The organism is Oscillibacter sp. (genome assembly GCF_031978065.1).
In the GTDB taxonomy this organism is placed as follows: Bacteria; Bacillota; Clostridia; order Oscillospirales; family Oscillospiraceae; genus Oscillibacter.
Window position 1 is genome coordinate 1 of sequence record NZ_DALZCH010000087.1, and the last position, 13,226, is coordinate 13,226.

Annotated in this window: 21 protein-coding genes and 1 pseudogene; 5 read left to right on the top strand and 17 right to left on the bottom strand. The window is 53.9% G+C overall.

Annotated elements, in window-relative coordinates; translation table 11 throughout:
- Positions 1–523, bottom strand: a 523-nt coding sequence (locus RTK01_RS12230) for a hypothetical protein (protein WP_312281247.1), incomplete at its 3' end; no start/stop codon positions are given.
- A 731-nt stretch (positions 524–1,254) separates the two neighbouring features.
- Here RTK01_RS12230 and RTK01_RS12235 point away from each other — a divergent pair.
- Positions 1,255–1,386: a hypothetical protein gene (locus tag RTK01_RS12235; protein WP_312281248.1), complete on the top strand. Its 132-nt coding sequence runs from the start codon at positions 1,255–1,257 to the stop codon at positions 1,384–1,386.
- Between the two features lie 235 nt (positions 1,387–1,621).
- On the top strand, positions 1,622–1,951 hold the full coding sequence (locus RTK01_RS12240; protein ID WP_312281267.1) for a DUF2500 domain-containing protein: 330 nt from the start codon (positions 1,622–1,624) through the stop codon (positions 1,949–1,951).
- 122 nt (positions 1,952–2,073) lie between these two features.
- Here the strand turns inward: RTK01_RS12240 and RTK01_RS12245 are convergent, their stop codons facing one another.
- Genes RTK01_RS12245 through RTK01_RS12300 form a run of 12 tightly spaced genes read right to left on the bottom strand, consistent with a single transcriptional unit; the run spans position 2,074 to position 10,252 of the window.
- Positions 2,074–2,595, bottom strand: a complete 522-nt coding sequence (locus RTK01_RS12245) for a hypothetical protein (RefSeq protein ID WP_312281249.1) — start codon at positions 2,593–2,595, stop codon at positions 2,074–2,076.
- 1 nt (position 2,596) lies between these two features.
- On the bottom strand, positions 2,597–4,306 hold the full coding sequence (locus tag RTK01_RS12250) for a hypothetical protein (protein ID WP_312281250.1): 1,710 nt from the start codon (positions 4,304–4,306) through the stop codon (positions 2,597–2,599).
- Between the two features lie 55 nt (positions 4,307–4,361).
- The gene (locus RTK01_RS12255; RefSeq protein WP_312281251.1) at positions 4,362–4,637 is read right to left on the bottom strand and encodes a DUF3850 domain-containing protein; all 276 of its coding nucleotides are present in this window, start codon (positions 4,635–4,637) and stop codon (positions 4,362–4,364) included.
- Entirely contained in the window at positions 4,634–5,767 is a 1,134-nt protein-coding gene (locus tag RTK01_RS12260; protein ID WP_312281252.1) for a DUF3102 domain-containing protein, read from the bottom strand. Before RTK01_RS12260 ends, RTK01_RS12255 begins: the two co-directional genes overlap by 4 nt.
- Complete coding sequence (locus tag RTK01_RS12265) at positions 5,764–7,482, bottom strand: PcfJ domain-containing protein (RefSeq protein WP_312281253.1); 1,719 nt, start codon at positions 7,480–7,482, stop codon at positions 5,764–5,766. Before RTK01_RS12265 ends, RTK01_RS12260 begins: the two co-directional genes overlap by 4 nt.
- 39 nt (positions 7,483–7,521) lie before the next feature.
- Positions 7,522–7,884 (bottom strand): hypothetical protein, encoded by a 363-nt coding sequence (locus tag RTK01_RS12270; RefSeq protein WP_312281254.1) that lies wholly within the window; start codon positions 7,882–7,884, stop codon positions 7,522–7,524.
- Positions 7,885–7,893: 9 nt separating this feature from the next.
- The gene (locus tag RTK01_RS12275) at positions 7,894–8,490 is read right to left on the bottom strand and encodes a hypothetical protein (protein ID WP_312281255.1); all 597 of its coding nucleotides are present in this window, start codon (positions 8,488–8,490) and stop codon (positions 7,894–7,896) included.
- Positions 8,477–8,818 carry a hypothetical protein gene (locus tag RTK01_RS12280; protein ID WP_312281256.1) on the bottom strand — a complete coding sequence of 114 codons (342 nt, stop codon included), beginning with the start codon at positions 8,816–8,818 and terminating at the stop codon, positions 8,477–8,479. Before RTK01_RS12280 ends, RTK01_RS12275 begins: the two co-directional genes overlap by 14 nt.
- 4 nt (positions 8,819–8,822) lie before the next feature.
- A complete protein-coding gene (locus tag RTK01_RS12285; RefSeq protein WP_312281257.1) occupies positions 8,823–9,038 on the bottom strand; it encodes a hypothetical protein in 216 nt (71 codons plus the stop codon).
- Positions 9,035–9,697 carry a hypothetical protein gene (locus RTK01_RS12290; protein ID WP_312281258.1) on the bottom strand — a complete coding sequence of 221 codons (663 nt, stop codon included), beginning with the start codon at positions 9,695–9,697 and terminating at the stop codon, positions 9,035–9,037. Before RTK01_RS12290 ends, RTK01_RS12285 begins: the two co-directional genes overlap by 4 nt.
- Before the next feature lie 13 nt (positions 9,698–9,710).
- Positions 9,711–10,052, bottom strand: a complete 342-nt coding sequence (locus RTK01_RS12295; RefSeq protein ID WP_312281259.1) for a hypothetical protein — start codon at positions 10,050–10,052, stop codon at positions 9,711–9,713.
- Between the two features lie 26 nt (positions 10,053–10,078).
- Positions 10,079–10,252, bottom strand: coding sequence for a hypothetical protein (locus RTK01_RS12300; protein ID WP_312281260.1), 174 nt, complete (start codon positions 10,250–10,252; stop codon positions 10,079–10,081).
- 177 nt (positions 10,253–10,429) lie between these two features.
- Between RTK01_RS12300 and RTK01_RS16880 the strand changes: the two are divergent.
- Both RTK01_RS16880 and RTK01_RS12305 read left to right on the top strand, forming a co-directional pair.
- Positions 10,430–10,612, top strand: a pseudogene (locus tag RTK01_RS16880) (helix-turn-helix domain-containing protein); the annotation flags it as partial.
- A 109-nt stretch (positions 10,613–10,721) separates the two neighbouring features.
- On the top strand, positions 10,722–10,997 hold the full coding sequence (locus tag RTK01_RS12305) for a hypothetical protein (RefSeq protein ID WP_312281261.1): 276 nt from the start codon (positions 10,722–10,724) through the stop codon (positions 10,995–10,997).
- Here the strand turns inward: RTK01_RS12305 and RTK01_RS12310 are convergent.
- The 4 genes from RTK01_RS12310 to RTK01_RS12325 form a co-directional block, all read right to left on the bottom strand.
- Positions 10,972–11,223 (bottom strand): hypothetical protein, encoded by a 252-nt coding sequence (locus tag RTK01_RS12310; protein ID WP_312281262.1) that lies wholly within the window; start codon positions 11,221–11,223, stop codon positions 10,972–10,974. The two genes, RTK01_RS12305 and RTK01_RS12310, sit on opposite strands and share 26 nt — an antisense overlap.
- A 17-nt stretch (positions 11,224–11,240) precedes the next feature.
- Positions 11,241–11,393 carry a hypothetical protein gene (locus RTK01_RS12315; RefSeq protein ID WP_312281263.1) on the bottom strand — a complete coding sequence of 51 codons (153 nt, stop codon included), beginning with the start codon at positions 11,391–11,393 and terminating at the stop codon, positions 11,241–11,243.
- Entirely contained in the window at positions 11,390–11,692 is a 303-nt protein-coding gene (locus tag RTK01_RS12320; protein ID WP_312281264.1) for a helix-turn-helix transcriptional regulator, read from the bottom strand. Before RTK01_RS12320 ends, RTK01_RS12315 begins: the two co-directional genes overlap by 4 nt.
- Positions 11,693–12,066: 374 nt before the next feature.
- The gene (locus RTK01_RS12325; protein WP_312281265.1) at positions 12,067–12,372 is read right to left on the bottom strand and encodes a hypothetical protein; all 306 of its coding nucleotides are present in this window, start codon (positions 12,370–12,372) and stop codon (positions 12,067–12,069) included.
- A 79-nt stretch (positions 12,373–12,451) separates the two neighbouring features.
- On the opposite strand from RTK01_RS12325, the gene RTK01_RS12330 reads away from it, so the two are divergent.
- On the top strand, positions 12,452–12,817 hold the full coding sequence (locus RTK01_RS12330) for a helix-turn-helix transcriptional regulator (protein WP_312281266.1): 366 nt from the start codon (positions 12,452–12,454) through the stop codon (positions 12,815–12,817).
- Positions 12,818–13,226: the final 409 nt, after the last annotated feature.

Below are 13,226 nucleotides of genomic sequence, written 5' to 3' on the forward strand. Positions count from 1 at the left end.
GGTGCCACCGCTTTTCATCCGGAAGGCACCGGGCCTGTCTGCACAGGTAGACGGCCAGAGCGGTATAGTCGTCCTGATGGCGCAAAAGCTGCACGTCCGCGGTACCATAGCCCCACATCTCACGCAGCGGCTTCCCGTTCAAAAGATATTCCCCGCAGCCCTCCGGTTTTGAGATCAGGTCCCCGCTGACCACGCAATGGCAGTGCAGGCGGGCGGGGGCTAGCGTCTCGTCGTCTTTTTCGCTGGTCATGCCCACATACCGGAAAATCACGCCCCGCTTTTTGTAGGCATACTGCATCCGCCTCAGAAACAGCATCATCTGGTGATCGGCGGTGTCGTGATCGTTTTCAATGCGCCTGAGTCCCGGCTCGTCGAAGTGGAGCGTCAGCAGGCAGTCCCCCGGATGAAAGCTGGCATTCAGAATCCGGGCCAGACGGCGGATGGCCTGTGACCCGTTGGCGTCCTTTTTTCGCTGAGAACTGCCCCGGCCGGTTTCCTTCTTCCCCGGCTTTTCCCTGGGCATAAAAAACTTTGATACCTCGCCTGTATTTCTGGCTCTCCAAATTCTGGCAATCCATTTCCCCCGCATATCCGCCGCCGCCTTTCTGGTGTAAAAATATAATCAAAGTCACGCGTACCTCCGCGCGACGAACCTTTCCCTTTTTCCCCCGCCCCGCAGGTTGCCGAACAGTTGTTCAGCCCCTGCGCCTCCCTTTCCCGACCTTCGTCCCAGACTTAGCCCCTTAAAAGTCCCGCAAAGAACGCGCACGCGTCCTCGCAAGCTGCATATCCCTCGCTTCACCCTCCGGGCAAAGCTCGCTCATTTCGCGGCTCGTCCTCTTCCACGGCAAACGCTTCGCTGGTTTGCCGTGGAGTGAGACGTGGGAAATCGTTATTTATATATGTATCAGTCACTCAGACCGGGGCCGGATATACCGGCCTCTGTCTCAATGGCCTTGCCGGGCGCTCACTCTTATCAGAGCGCCCGGCTGCTTCCCTCTTCAATCTTCCTTCCACTTAGTGCTGTGTCAATATCCTGCTGCTCCTCCTCAAAATAAAAATCTAAAACGCGGGAAAACTACATCCGGTGATGAAAAATTATGAAATACGAAGATCCCAAGATGGAAGAATACTGGAGCACACTGCCGAAAGAGATTCAATCCATAATCAACAGAACCGGCATTGACATTTGTTCCCTTGGCATGCTCACTAAGCTTGGAGACTACTATAAAAACGACAACAGAGGTAAGATAAATGGAGAAGAAGGCTACTTCTAGCAGGCCCGAAAAGCCAATTCCGCCAGAGATTTACCCAACCATCGACAACGATCTGGCAAGGGACAATATCGAAAACGATCTTCCTGCCGCTGACCTTCAGGACCTTTGATCTGCCGCCCCTTAACCGGGGCGGTTTTTCTTTAAGCATTTTGCCGTAAACATTCAGTGGTTGTGGTATCTGTCTGTGTCCAAATTGGACACCTTGTAAATAGCCTTGATTCTTGTTTGCAAGAATGGTATTCTTAAATCAATATTATTTTAAGGGGTGGGTCATCGTGATTTCATTCGGTATAGATAGATTCAGCGGTCTCATGTTCAGTATCGTCCCATTATTTGTGGGGGTCATGTTTGTTGTGATGATCGGAATTCTCATTACGCGAGCAGCCAAAGGAGCCCAGCAGTGGAAAAAGAATAACGATTCTCCGGTACTTACCGTGGACGCCACCATAGTCGCCAAGCGTTCAGACGTATCCCACCACCATCACACCGGCGCGAATGATATGCCGTATACGTCCTCTTCGACTACGTACTACGTCACCTTTCAGGTCGCCAGCGGTGACCGTATGGAATTCACGGTTCAGGGCACGGAGTACGGAATGCTGACGGAGCAGGATACTGGGAAACTTACCTTTCAAGGCACACGCTATCTTGAATTTGAGCGCAGTGTTGGATAACAAACAGCAGTCAGGTGGCCGGTTCTTCCGGCCACCTTTTTTATTTCTTCGGAACAGATCTCGCTATTTGCTTGTCCATCATAACGTCCGTCTGGACGGCGTTTGCAATGACCGTTTCGTCTCTAAGGTTTGCCATGGTTCCCCTCCAAAATTCTGATTTGACACGGAGCCACGCCGTCCGGAAAATAAATCTCCACAGTAATTCCTTTACTCTCTTTCCGCGCAGCCGGGTCTATGATACCAGTTCCCCCAGACCCCGCTTTCAGGGCGGCAGAGGGTGCGGCGCCGCACTTTTTCTGTACGTCCTTTTCCCGCAGTACCGGTGCGCGTTTTTGCCGTGGTCCCGGATTTGGCCGAAGCTCGTTCCGAATCCGCCAGCCCTGCACCGTTGCCACGCTGCAATCAAACGCCGCGGCAATCTCCCGGTCCGTTTTCCCCGCACGGTGCATCTCCTGTGCTGCTTTATCATCAATTTTTGAATTTGACGCTTTTACCGCCGCGGGCTCCATTAAGCCATTCTGAAAAAGAATTTTGTCAATTTCCTTTCTGGTGCACAAATTCAGCTCTGCCAAAATCCCCCGTTGCTTGTGCTTGTCCTTTGCTTCGGTGTAGCTCTTGCAAATCTCCGCATCGCCCATCGTCATGTCAGTTCACATCCTTCCTAGAATGGGTTCCCCCATTCTCCAGCAGATACCGCTTTCCCGCCGCATCCGCGTTTTGGTAGTCCTCGTACATATCTTCCGTCCACTGGGCTTTCTCCGCCGGCGTCAGCTTTACCACCCGGCTTTGCTGGTCCCGGCAGAAATAGGTAATTGCCATCGCCATCACATAATCGTCGTGTTCCCCGCTCTCCGCCTCCGGGCGGCGCTTCTCGTTGCAAACAAAATGCGTCATTTCCCGTAAAGCGTCTTCGCTTTTCACCCATTCCGGGTGCTCGTCTATGATAGTCTGTAAATTGTCGAGAATGACCGGCCTTGTCTGCGACGTGGTGGCAAAGCCGTATTTCTTCGCCAGCTTGTGGGTATAGCTGTCCACGCTTCTCTCCCGGATATAAAGTTTCGGATAATTCCAAAGTTCCAGCGTCATGGAAACATAGCTGTTATAGTTGGTTTCCACTGCGATCAGTGCCTCGTTATAGTAATGGCCTAAGCACCATATCTGCCGGGTAAATAAAATCGCGTTGTGGGTGAACCGCAGCTCCGCCACCTGCTCTCCCGTGGTGTTGTCAATTACCCATGCAATAAAGCGGTCGCTTCCGTCTCCGGCAGTGTCGCAGCCCATCACATAGGGCACGCCTTTTTTGGGCAGCTCCCAAAGCTGGATATATCCGCCCCGCCTGTCGGTGTGCCATCTCCCATCCACGGGTTTCCCGTTTTCCTCTTTCGGTTCAGAATATGTAAAGCGTCCAACCTTGATAGAGTTCGGAGCACTCTCCAGCCGCAGAAGCAGCTTTTGATTATCAAAGAACGGTGTTCCGGAGAATAGAAACGCCTCCTCCGCACAGCTTGGATACTCCTGCCGGAACAACTCCACGTTTCCGCCGCAGTTGGTTTTAATGCACCACCGCCGCCACATCATCTGTTCTTCGTCCAGATGATAGGCTTCTGCCAGTTCTTTTTCCTCTCCGGTCCACTCCGTTCCCGGAACCACCGGTTTGCGGTATTCCGGCTCCTCGAACCAGGGAGAGAAAAACGGAAGCCATCCGTTTGTCCCCTTCTCCGCGCCGTCCCACAGGGTTTTAAAATAGTTGTAGCCGTTCGGCGTGGTTTCAATCACCGCCATGGTGTTGGGGTCGTCCGGGATGGCCTGCATCAGACCCAGTAAAGTTTCCTCAGGGTCCCCCGGCCAGAATGCGAACTCCGATGCGTGGAGATTGGTCAGCGTCTCACTTCGTCCAATGCCCCCGGCCCCCGCCGTCACGCAGCGGATGGAGCTCATCAGTCCCGGATTCACCGTCTTCTCCGCCGCGTTCTTGGTGGGATTCTCAAATACCAGTTCCTGTGCGTTGTTGGCTTTGCGCATAGGTTTTACCGCTGGCGGCGAGGAATCGAAAAACAGCTTGTTCATCCGAAAGAGGTTTGCCGTGGAATCATCCCGATGGGCCACGATAAGCGTCCGCACCAGCTTTCGCGTGGCGGAGTCCTGATACATCATGGCCTCCACCAACGTGGAAAAGCCAAGCTGCCGGGCCTTTAGAATCAAAAGCCGCACAGGCCTCCCGGCCTTGTGCTCCCGCTTAATCACTTCATAAAGCCGCCTTTGCGCTGGCTTCAGAATCAGCCGCACCATCCTGTTTTTCTTGTCCCGGATCATCAGGCAGTGCTCTATATATTCCTTTGGATTTCTCAGATTCATGTTTCACTCCGATAGCCCTGGAGGGCAGCGCCCCCGCGCCGCCCTCGTTTTCGTTTCAGCGTTCCTCCATTCCGAGGACCACAAATCCCTCCTTGCAAAACCGCGCGTCGTCCACCATGTACTTGATCCGCCGAAGAATGGTCCTCCCGGTAAATCCCTCCGGCGTCCACTCCGCCAGCTCCAGCAGGTCCCCCGCCTGATAGTCCCGGTCATTCTTCCAAATCTCAAAATCCTTCAGGCCGTTTTGCATGTCCTGAAAATACTTCGGTTCCGTCTTCAGCCTGTGCAGCATCCGTCCGCAGGGCTCTTTCTTTTCAAGCGAAAAGCTCATTCCCCCGCCCCCATTCGCTCCGCCGCGGCGTGAATGGCCTTTTTCAGTTTTTCCGCCTTTTCCGGGTCCGCTGCGGCCACAGCACCCAAAGCCTCTACCATGGCGCTGTATTTAACCTGCCACTCGTCAAAGTAGAACTTGAACGCCTGTGTGTCCCTGTCCGCCGCCGCCAGTTGCCGGCGCAGCTCCTCTGCGGCCCGGTCCGCTGCCTCCGCCCGCGCTTGGGCATCTTTCAGTTTGGCGTTGGCCTCCTCCACCTGCTTTGTCGCCGCGGCCTCCGCTTCTTCCCGGAGCTTTTGAATTTCTTCCTCCCCGGGTTCCCGCACAGCCACGTCCACAGGCCTGTTTTTCAGCTCCTCCAGCTTTTTCTCCAGCTCCGCCTTTTCGGCTTCGGCGTTTTTTAGCTCGGCTTTTGCATCTTTTTCCTTCTCCCGCGCGGCCTTCAGCTTTTCCTCCAGACCTTCCGACTTCACTTTTAAAGCGTCCAGTTTTGCGGAGGCGGCCTGTTCTCCGGCCTTCTTCGCCCCCTCCAGTTGGCCCAGGGCTTCGTCCCGTGCCCGCTTGGCGTCGGAAAGCTCGTCCACCATGTTGGCCATGCCCTCCTGCGCCTCCTGCGCTCGTTTCAACGCCTCGTCCCGCTCCCGGATGGCTTTTTTCAGTTCCTCGCCCGTCATGTCCTCCACGGACTTCCGAGTGCCGTTTACATCGTGCTTTTCAGCTAAAAACCCCTCACGTTCAGAATCCGGCAAAGCCAACAGTGCCAAGGCTTTGGAGGCCCCCAAATCCGCAATTTCTGCGGATTTGGAATACTCCCTTGCAAGGCGCATGAAGTTCTGCGCCGACCGCTCGGAAATGTCCACCTTTTCCCGCAGCCAGTCCAACCATTTTCCGTGCTCCAATTGATCTTTGGCTTCATTCAGCCGGTTTCCAATCTCCAGAAGGGCGCTGCCTGCCTGCCGTTTGTAAAAAACAATCTCCTGCGTAATCACATCCAGATCCCGCGGCTCCTCCCGGGGCGGCTGGCCGTTCATGCCGTAATCCTCCGCCAGAAACTCTCCGTCGTCCGGTTCCGCCGCCTCGTCCAGCCCCAGCTCCGCCGCGAGTTTCCTTGCCTGCGCCAAATCATTCATGCAATTTGCACCTCCACCTTTTCCTTATGGGTGCGCGGTAAAACCGGCTCTCCCTGTTTGTTTCGTCTGCTGCCCTTGGCAACCCAAGCCAGCCACGGGTCCAGAAACTCCTTGTAGACCTTCTGCGGGTCCGGCGCGAAACGCCCTTTCGTGGTGTGAATGCCCTCATTTTTAAAACCGTGAATCTGTACCAGCTTGGCTCCGTTCATTTCAACGGTCAAAAAAGGGACCTCCGGCGCGGATTCTTTACGAAGGAACAGGATGGTCACGGATCCCGCAATGTGCCGGTCTGCATATCCGCCCACGCAGTGCTGCAACAATTTTCCTTCCGCCACAACTTCCTCCCGGTTCTCAGGAACCCGGATTATTAGGCCTTCCGCCGCGTAGCCATAGCGCTTCTCCAATTCCTTTTTTCGCTTGGCATAGGCCAGCAGGGCAAGGTACTCTTTTTCCGCCTGCTCCTTCTGCTGCTGTCGCATCTGCTTTCGGTGCTGCGCTTCCAGCCGCTTCCGGTTTCGCTTCGTGGCCTCCTCGTGTGCGGCCCACAGGTCCTTTGGATACTTCACGTCGTCCCGGTAAATCCGCAGTTCCAGCCCTTCCGCCGCGGTCATATAGTCCTTCCACGTCCGAAAGGCCATGCCAAAGCTGCGCTCTCCGTCCGCCTGCCGCTTCAAATAGTGTGTCAGGGCCTTGATGGAGGTTCCGTACTCCCTTGTCAGCTTGGGCAGCTCCTTTTCGGCCGCCCAACCCAACGCGTCCTCAATCCCCTGACAGTCTGACATGCTCAGTCCAGCCCCCTGCTTCTTCGCTCGTTTATACAGCGTCATGACAGACATGCTTTTCCGCGTGGACATAAACGCCTTCAGCTCCCCGCCGTCCAGCCGGAACGCCTTGCGCGGGTCCTTTTCGCCCCACACAATGTTGGCGGCGTTTTTCTTTTTTCTCTGTGTCCAGTCGGCCAGCACGTTAGTTATGCCCGCCTTTTGCAGCATCTCCACGTTTTCCGGATACTGCGCCGCCATGGAAAGAAAGCGCATCAGGTTATGCCAGCCTGCCCTATATCCGCTTTTGCAAACTGTAAAGTCAATGTACTTTAAGAAGCTTTGTTTCAGGCACTCCAGACCAATTACCCGATAGTCGTCATATCGAAAAAACAGGCCTCCGCCGCTTCGGAAGGGTTCTGTGAAAAATCCGTTCACCTGCTTGTGCCAGACATCGCCGTAACAGGCGTGCTCCCACTGCACCGCCTCGTTCCTCCGGAAGCGGTAAACGTAGGTCGCCATGTACAGAGGCTCCGCCGCCCAGTTGCAGGCATAGTCTTTGTTGGTCCAGTAAGCCTGAGCGTAAATCGTTTCCCCGTCGTCTGCCGTACTGAGAAAAATCACGGGAATATATGTCTCCAGCTTCTTGCAGTTTTTTGCAGTTCCCTTTGCTTTCAGCTCTACGGACTTCCCACAGAACGGGCAAGCAATCTTGGAATCATGACGGGCATAAAGTGCATCCAGAACAGCGGTTGTGAACGTCCGCTCGCTGGTCATGCTCAAAAGCCGCCCCTGCTGGTGGCAGCAACTGCTCCAAAACTTCCGTCCGCCGCCGGATTTCTCATAGAAGAGGTAGTGCTTATAGTAGTCATTCACGGTGTCCAGCTCTTCCTGCTTCAATCCGGGGAATTCGTCAAAGGCCTTTTCTTTGCCCTCCTGCACTGTGATTTTCATAGGCTCCGTTCCTTTGTGCACATATCCCATCTCCGTGCCTCACAGAAATTCCGTCAGGTCCAGCAGCATGGGCGCGGGCTTCTCCGCCGGTTCCTCCGGCTCCTCCACGCTGGCGCACAGGTTCACCGTCATGTGAAACTTGATATCTGCGCCCGGGAAATAGAACTGCACCGCCCGCCTGTATGCCTCCATATCCGAGATACCGGTCCCGCAGCTCTTTGCCACGGCTTTCATGCAGTCTTCAAAGCTTCCGCCCTGAAAGACCGCCTGTGCAAACTCCGCGTCCTGTTCGCAAAATCCGGTCAACGCCCCTAAAACGCCCCGCTTCATGATGGCGGCGTATTTGTCATACATCCCCTTGGAAAACTCCGCTTCCAGTTTTTTGACTGCCAAATCCGTCATGCCTACCTCCTAAATTTCTTCCTGGTCCTCGTCGTCGGCTTCCTCCTCCACCACGTTTGCCCAGTCGTGGCGGCCCAGATAGTCCAGCATCTCCTGTTGGCTGTCCTTTGCCCCGGGAGACAGAACAAAAACCTTCACTTCCCCATCGGTCAAAAGCATTCTCCGCCCATCCGTGACCCGTTCCAGCGGCTCTTCCTCCGTGGGAGCGATTAGCCCGGTAAACCCCGGCTCAAACAGGCTACACCGCCCGGAGCTGTCCTTCCAGATCTGCCGCTCTCCCAGATACAGGCATGTCTGCCGACACGGAACCATGCCGGAGGTTTCGGTGAATACGTTGGAAAAGGTCTTTTCCAGTTCCCCGTCCATCTCCATCTGCACGGTTTCCTTCTGGGCCTTCACCGGCTTTCCGGGCATTTCCCCGGTGTGGCTCACAATCTGGGCCTTCAGCTCTTTTCCCGCGTCGCTGTACGGCAGGGCAACCGCCCACTGCATCCCGTTCAGCATTAACCACTGCACTCCGCCGCGCATCACAAGCCCCACGCGGTACCCCGCGCCCTTGAAATTCTCCCGCATCTGCCGCAGCAGGGCCCTTTCACTGATCGGCATTTTTGCCGCCCCCTTCCTGCCTCCTATGCTTGTACCTGTTTTTCAGATACTGCTGCAAATTTTGCTCGTCGTCCCGGGCCTTTTTTTCGCACAGGTCGCACCGTTTTGCCCCGCCGAAGAAAAAGCTTCCGCACTGCGGGCAAACGCCTTTTATAACAGGGCGCTTTTGGCGGCACTCGCATTTCGCGGCTACTTCCCGCCACGGTACGCCCCAGAATGCCGCAGCCGCCACCGTGGCCAACTCCCAGTTCTCGGCGTTCACCCATGCGTTCGTATGGCCCTCACAGGCCACAATCCAAAAGAAAAGCCTTTCCGCTTTTCGTGCCATGTGCTCACCCCTTCCTGTGCCGCACTTTCCGAATCGTTCGCCAAATCGCGGATTTTTTGACTTCCGTATAGTCCTCCAGCGCCCGACTCTCCCGGTGCGCGGCCTTTCGTGCCTCAATCCGCTTTCGGTCCGCCTCCTGATATTCTGCACAGCTTCCGTGGCAGCCCACCGCCCGCTCCGTGCAGCCATAGCAGGGCTTGTCCGGCAGTTGCCCCTTCATCGCGTGTCCTCCGGCGGTTCCACCCACCATACGGTCAGGCTCTGCCGCCCGCACTGGATGGCGTAATCGTAGTCCGGCGTGTAAATGTCAATCGCTTTACCAGAAACGCCAGTGTCCGTGGCCCAAAGCTGTTCAATCGTGCCGTCCGCGTACCGAACGAATACGTCGGAGTACAGCGGGATTATCTCGGGGTCCACGGCGCAGGTCAGGCCCTCCACCACAGGAAGTCCGGAATATGTAATGCCATAGGCCGGGTCCCCTGGCTGCTTGTTGCAGGTGTCCGAGGTGTACCATGTCACAGTGCAGTCCGGAATCACATGGGCGCACTCCAGCAGAGCCTCTTCAATCTTCTCATTTTCAAAGTCCTCCTGCTCCGCCGCCACAATGGGGATGGATTCAACGGGAGACTCGCCCACCGGCGCGGCGTCTGCTTTCACCTTGAGCGTCAGGCACAGGGACAGCACCAGCGCAATCATGGCAAGCCATGCCGTGCAGCGCCACCGGTCCGCGCGCCGCGCTTCCCGCCTTGCCTTGTTAGCAGCATTGCGGCGCAGCTCCCAAATGCCCGCAGTCTCGCCCAAAACGTCCGTCATGGTTGTCTCCAGTTGGTCCAGCCTGCGGCCCATTTTGCGGGCGTATTTTTCTGATTTCTGGCTCATTGGTTTATCCCCCTCACAAATAATTTCTTCCGAACTCCCGGATAAAGTCCTCTGTGGTCCAGCCGTTTTCCGCCATGGCCTTTTTCTGGCCGTATTTGTGGAGCTTTTGCATGGTTTCCGGGTTCCGGTGCGCCGCTTCCGGCCCGTTCTCGTGGCATCGGTTGTTGCACAGGTAGACCACCAGCCCGTACTGCTCGGATTTCTTCCGCAGCGCCCCGCCGAAAATGTGGTGCTTGTCCAGCGGGTCCGCGCAGCCGTTCCGGCCGCACCGCCAGCACACGCGCTGAACGTCCGCTTTGCGCTTGTTTTTCTTCACCGCGCTCTTCCGCGCAGACATACTCTTTGGGTACATCATCGTGCCTTCCTCCTATGTATTTGCAGCTATGCGTTCTCTTCCCGCGCTTGATGCCTCAGTTGAATTCCCCACGCAATCCGCCGTGCCTCCCGGCGAATGTCCTCCAGTTCCTTCTCCGTCTTCCCTGCAAAGGCGATATCTGACACCAGCACGCGAACGCCGTCAAATTCATATTCCGCAACAATATGCTCTTCTTTCAAATCATTCGCCTCCTGTGTGCCAGCCTATGGTTTTCCGTGGTTGTCCTATGCGCTTGCCCTTCCTTTTCGCCAGTGGTAAGATGTTTTCCAAACGTCGTATCAGCGCAGAGCCTGCCGGGTGTCCGGGAGTGATGTGCCTTCTTTTTCTTCTTCTTTGACCGTGATTTCGCAGCACGGCTCACGTCCGCCATGAGACCACAGGGTGTTACAGCACCCGATCTTGCTCGTCATGTGGGCGTCACACAAACCACAGCACGCCGTTGGCTGAATGGGTCTTGCCGCCCCAACTTTGGCAACTTACCCAAAATCGCCAACGCCCTTCGGGTTTCCACCGATTACCTCTGCGGGATAACCAAATAACTGAATTACCCCGGCGGGCTCTGCGCTGATACGACTTTTTCCTCCCCCGGTTACTTGTCCTTTTGCTGCTTTAATGGTAAAATATGGGCGAAAGGAGGTGAATTATAAAATGGTGTACATGATATCCTACGATCTAAATAAATCCGGAAAAAATTATGACGGTGTATTTGAGGCAATCAAAAAAGCCTCCATCAAATGGTGTCACTATTTAGATTCGACTTGGTTAATTAAAGCGAACTATTCCAGCGCAAATGATGTATTCGATTTGATCAAGCCAAATTTGGATTCTGACGATCGCTGCATTGTAATCGAGGTTGAAAATAACAAGCAAGGATGGCTCACAAAAGAGCAGTGGGACTTCATAAACAATGAGATTTTCGGTTGACAGGACACTCTACACTATCCCCGCCTGCACACATCCCGTTTGGGTCTTCCGCAGTGAATACAGGGCTAACTGTAATCACACATTGATCCAAAACTTCTGCGCAGAAACTTAGGATCATCTCCGCCTCTGAAATTTTCAGGCCCTCCAACTGCCTGAAGATTTCAGAGGCCCGTTTCTTTTCCTCTGGCGAAAACCCTGAGTTTTCCAGCAATTTTTCAATGTTCATCGTGTGTCCCTCCTTCTTTAAGCCCGAGTGGTTTTCCGCTCGTCCTCTTGGCGCAGTCCCCGCCGCCGCACCGCGCGCTCCAGAAGCTGCTGCACCTTGCGCTTTCCCTCCGGCGTGGCTCCCCGATACTGCCGCAAAAGCTCCATTTCCCGTGATGAAAGCTCCATCATGCGCCCACCCCCCGATTCTCCAGCGCGGCCCGCGCCGCTTCCCGCTCCGTGGGCGATGCCGCGCGGAACTTTTCAATCAGTTCCTTTTCCTGAGCCAGCTCCAGTCCTGTTCCCAAAATGATTGCGTCCGTGGTGCAGCCCAGCACCTCCGCAAACACTGCCACCTGTGCGGCGTTGGGGATTTTCACGCCGTTTTCCATCGCGCTGATGTGCGCCGGTGTCACATCAATGCTTTCTGCCAACATCCTCTGCGTCACGCCCCGGCGCTCCCGCAGGGCTTTCAAATTTTCTCCTAACATTTTTTGGTACCTCCTCTTGACGGCTGTCGTTTTTCCGTGTAATCTTTGGTTGTGTAGTATACTGTTATTGTTATAATATTCTAGCAATTGTTAGAAGTCAACTGACTTTACTAGCATTTGCTAGAATTTGTAGCATTGAACAAAAAAACAACACCGCTTTTGGCGGTGCTGTCTAAAATGGAAAGCCGGTGCTTGCTGTGTCCACTCGTCCAAATGATTTTCCTGAGAAAGCCGAGGTTCCTTGGTCTGAGGATTTTCTTGATGACTACCGGCACATATCTGACGACGAAACTCGCCGCAGAGCGTTGCTTGTGCACAAGGTTCCGCCCGAGATGATGAATGAAGCCCGCCGCTTATTCCCCGGCTGGGAGCCGCTACAAGACGCTCGCGAACCACGCGCTTCCAAGGATACCTGTCATGGTGACCAGCGAGATCAATCCCAGTTTCAGAAATCCAAGTGTTTCCTGCGTACTCCGCAGGATATGATTGCTTTCGTTGGTGTTGTTCTGGCTGCGTTTGGCGCAATAATTGCCGCCATCGCCGTTCCCCCCGATCGTTGGCATGCCGTGCTCACTTTCCTTTCCGGCCTGTTTGATAGTTGAATAGGCCAAACTCCCCAGGCAGTACATCCACATAGCCTCCGCAACCAAAAATAAAACAAACAATGCAAACAATTCCATCTTTTCGTTTCCCCTTTTAATATTTTCTATAATCTATTTATATTCTAACATTTGTTAGATGTCAAGGAGGCTTTTAATAATGCAAATTTTTGAAAGAATCGATCTACTTCTATCTTCGAAAGGGATTTCTGCTAACAAAATGATGTCCGACCTCGGATTTAGCAATTCTACATATACCACATGGAAGAAGCGCGGCACTTCCCCAAAGTCTGACCATTTGGTTAAAGTCGCCGACTATCTGGGGGTCACAGTTGCTTACCTAATGGGTCAAACCGACGGCAAGACCACTACCCGGCCAGACTCCCTCACCGCAGATGAACAAGACCTGATTTCTCATTTCCGCGCTCTCAATCCCGCCGGGCAGGAATACATATTGACTCAGGTCGACTATGCCATGCAGCAGGAGAAATATAAGCAAGAGTTCTCCGCCGCGAAGGACGCATGATTGATGTAGATTTTAGTTCAAATTAATCGGGGTGATAAGTATGTCTATCTTCTTCATGTACTTTTCTGTGATTTTAACTTCCTTTTTTGCCGGTTTTGCCACATATAGTAAAGGTGCATTTTTTTCTGAAATTGTCAGGTTCTTACTTCAAGCTATATCATTTGCAGTTGGAATCGCTATGTGCATAATTTCATTTATCTTCTTTTCCCCATTTCATATTCTCGGACTAATCTTCTGTTTCATTGCGTCTTTAAGACTTGGCGCAACTGTCATCAATTCTTTTCTCCAATAGGTCCATTTATTAATTAGATATTCAATGATGTCTTGGAGGCGATGCTTTGTCTTTTCAGACGATAATAAGGGCATATGCGGATTACCCTATTCTTTTGGTAATTTCCCCATTCCTCCT

Bases quoted from the DNA above. Each gene is read 5' to 3' on its own strand.
- RTK01_RS12290 (WP_312281258.1), bottom strand. From the start codon at position 9,697: ATGAGCCAGAAATCAGAAAAATACGCCCGCAAAATGGGCCGCAGGCTG.
- RTK01_RS12280 (WP_312281256.1), bottom strand. From the start codon at position 8,818: ATGGCACGAAAAGCGGAAAGGCTTTTCTTTTGGATTGTGGCCTGTGAG.
- RTK01_RS12285 (WP_312281257.1), bottom strand. From the start codon at position 9,038: ATGAAGGGGCAACTGCCGGACAAGCCCTGCTATGGCTGCACGGAGCGG.
- RTK01_RS12315 (WP_312281263.1), bottom strand. From the start codon at position 11,393: ATGATGGAGCTTTCATCACGGGAAATGGAGCTTTTGCGGCAGTATCGG.
- RTK01_RS12325 (WP_312281265.1), bottom strand. From the start codon at position 12,372: ATGGAATTGTTTGCATTGTTTGTTTTATTTTTGGTTGCGGAGGCTATG.
- RTK01_RS12245 (WP_312281249.1), bottom strand. From the start codon at position 2,595: ATGACGATGGGCGATGCGGAGATTTGCAAGAGCTACACCGAAGCAAAG.
- RTK01_RS12320 (WP_312281264.1), bottom strand. From the start codon at position 11,692: ATGTTAGGAGAAAATTTGAAAGCCCTGCGGGAGCGCCGGGGCGTGACG.
- RTK01_RS12255 (WP_312281251.1), bottom strand. From the start codon at position 4,637: ATGAGCTTTTCGCTTGAAAAGAAAGAGCCCTGCGGACGGATGCTGCAC.
- RTK01_RS12240 (WP_312281267.1), top strand. From the start codon at position 1,622: ATGTTTGTTGTGATGATCGGAATTCTCATTACGCGAGCAGCCAAAGGA.
- RTK01_RS12295 (WP_312281259.1), bottom strand. From the start codon at position 10,052: ATGATGTACCCAAAGAGTATGTCTGCGCGGAAGAGCGCGGTGAAGAAA.
- RTK01_RS12305 (WP_312281261.1), top strand. From the start codon at position 10,722: ATGGTGTACATGATATCCTACGATCTAAATAAATCCGGAAAAAATTAT.
- RTK01_RS12330 (WP_312281266.1), top strand. From the start codon at position 12,452: ATGCAAATTTTTGAAAGAATCGATCTACTTCTATCTTCGAAAGGGATT.
- RTK01_RS12250 (WP_312281250.1), bottom strand. From the start codon at position 4,306: ATGAATCTGAGAAATCCAAAGGAATATATAGAGCACTGCCTGATGATC.
- RTK01_RS12235 (WP_312281248.1), top strand. From the start codon at position 1,255: ATGGAGAAGAAGGCTACTTCTAGCAGGCCCGAAAAGCCAATTCCGCCA.
- RTK01_RS12310 (WP_312281262.1), bottom strand. From the start codon at position 11,223: ATGAACATTGAAAAATTGCTGGAAAACTCAGGGTTTTCGCCAGAGGAA.
- RTK01_RS12260 (WP_312281252.1), bottom strand. From the start codon at position 5,767: ATGAATGATTTGGCGCAGGCAAGGAAACTCGCGGCGGAGCTGGGGCTG.
- RTK01_RS12265 (WP_312281253.1), bottom strand. From the start codon at position 7,482: ATGAAAATCACAGTGCAGGAGGGCAAAGAAAAGGCCTTTGACGAATTC.
- RTK01_RS12275 (WP_312281255.1), bottom strand. From the start codon at position 8,490: ATGCCGATCAGTGAAAGGGCCCTGCTGCGGCAGATGCGGGAGAATTTC.
- RTK01_RS12270 (WP_312281254.1), bottom strand. From the start codon at position 7,884: ATGACGGATTTGGCAGTCAAAAAACTGGAAGCGGAGTTTTCCAAGGGG.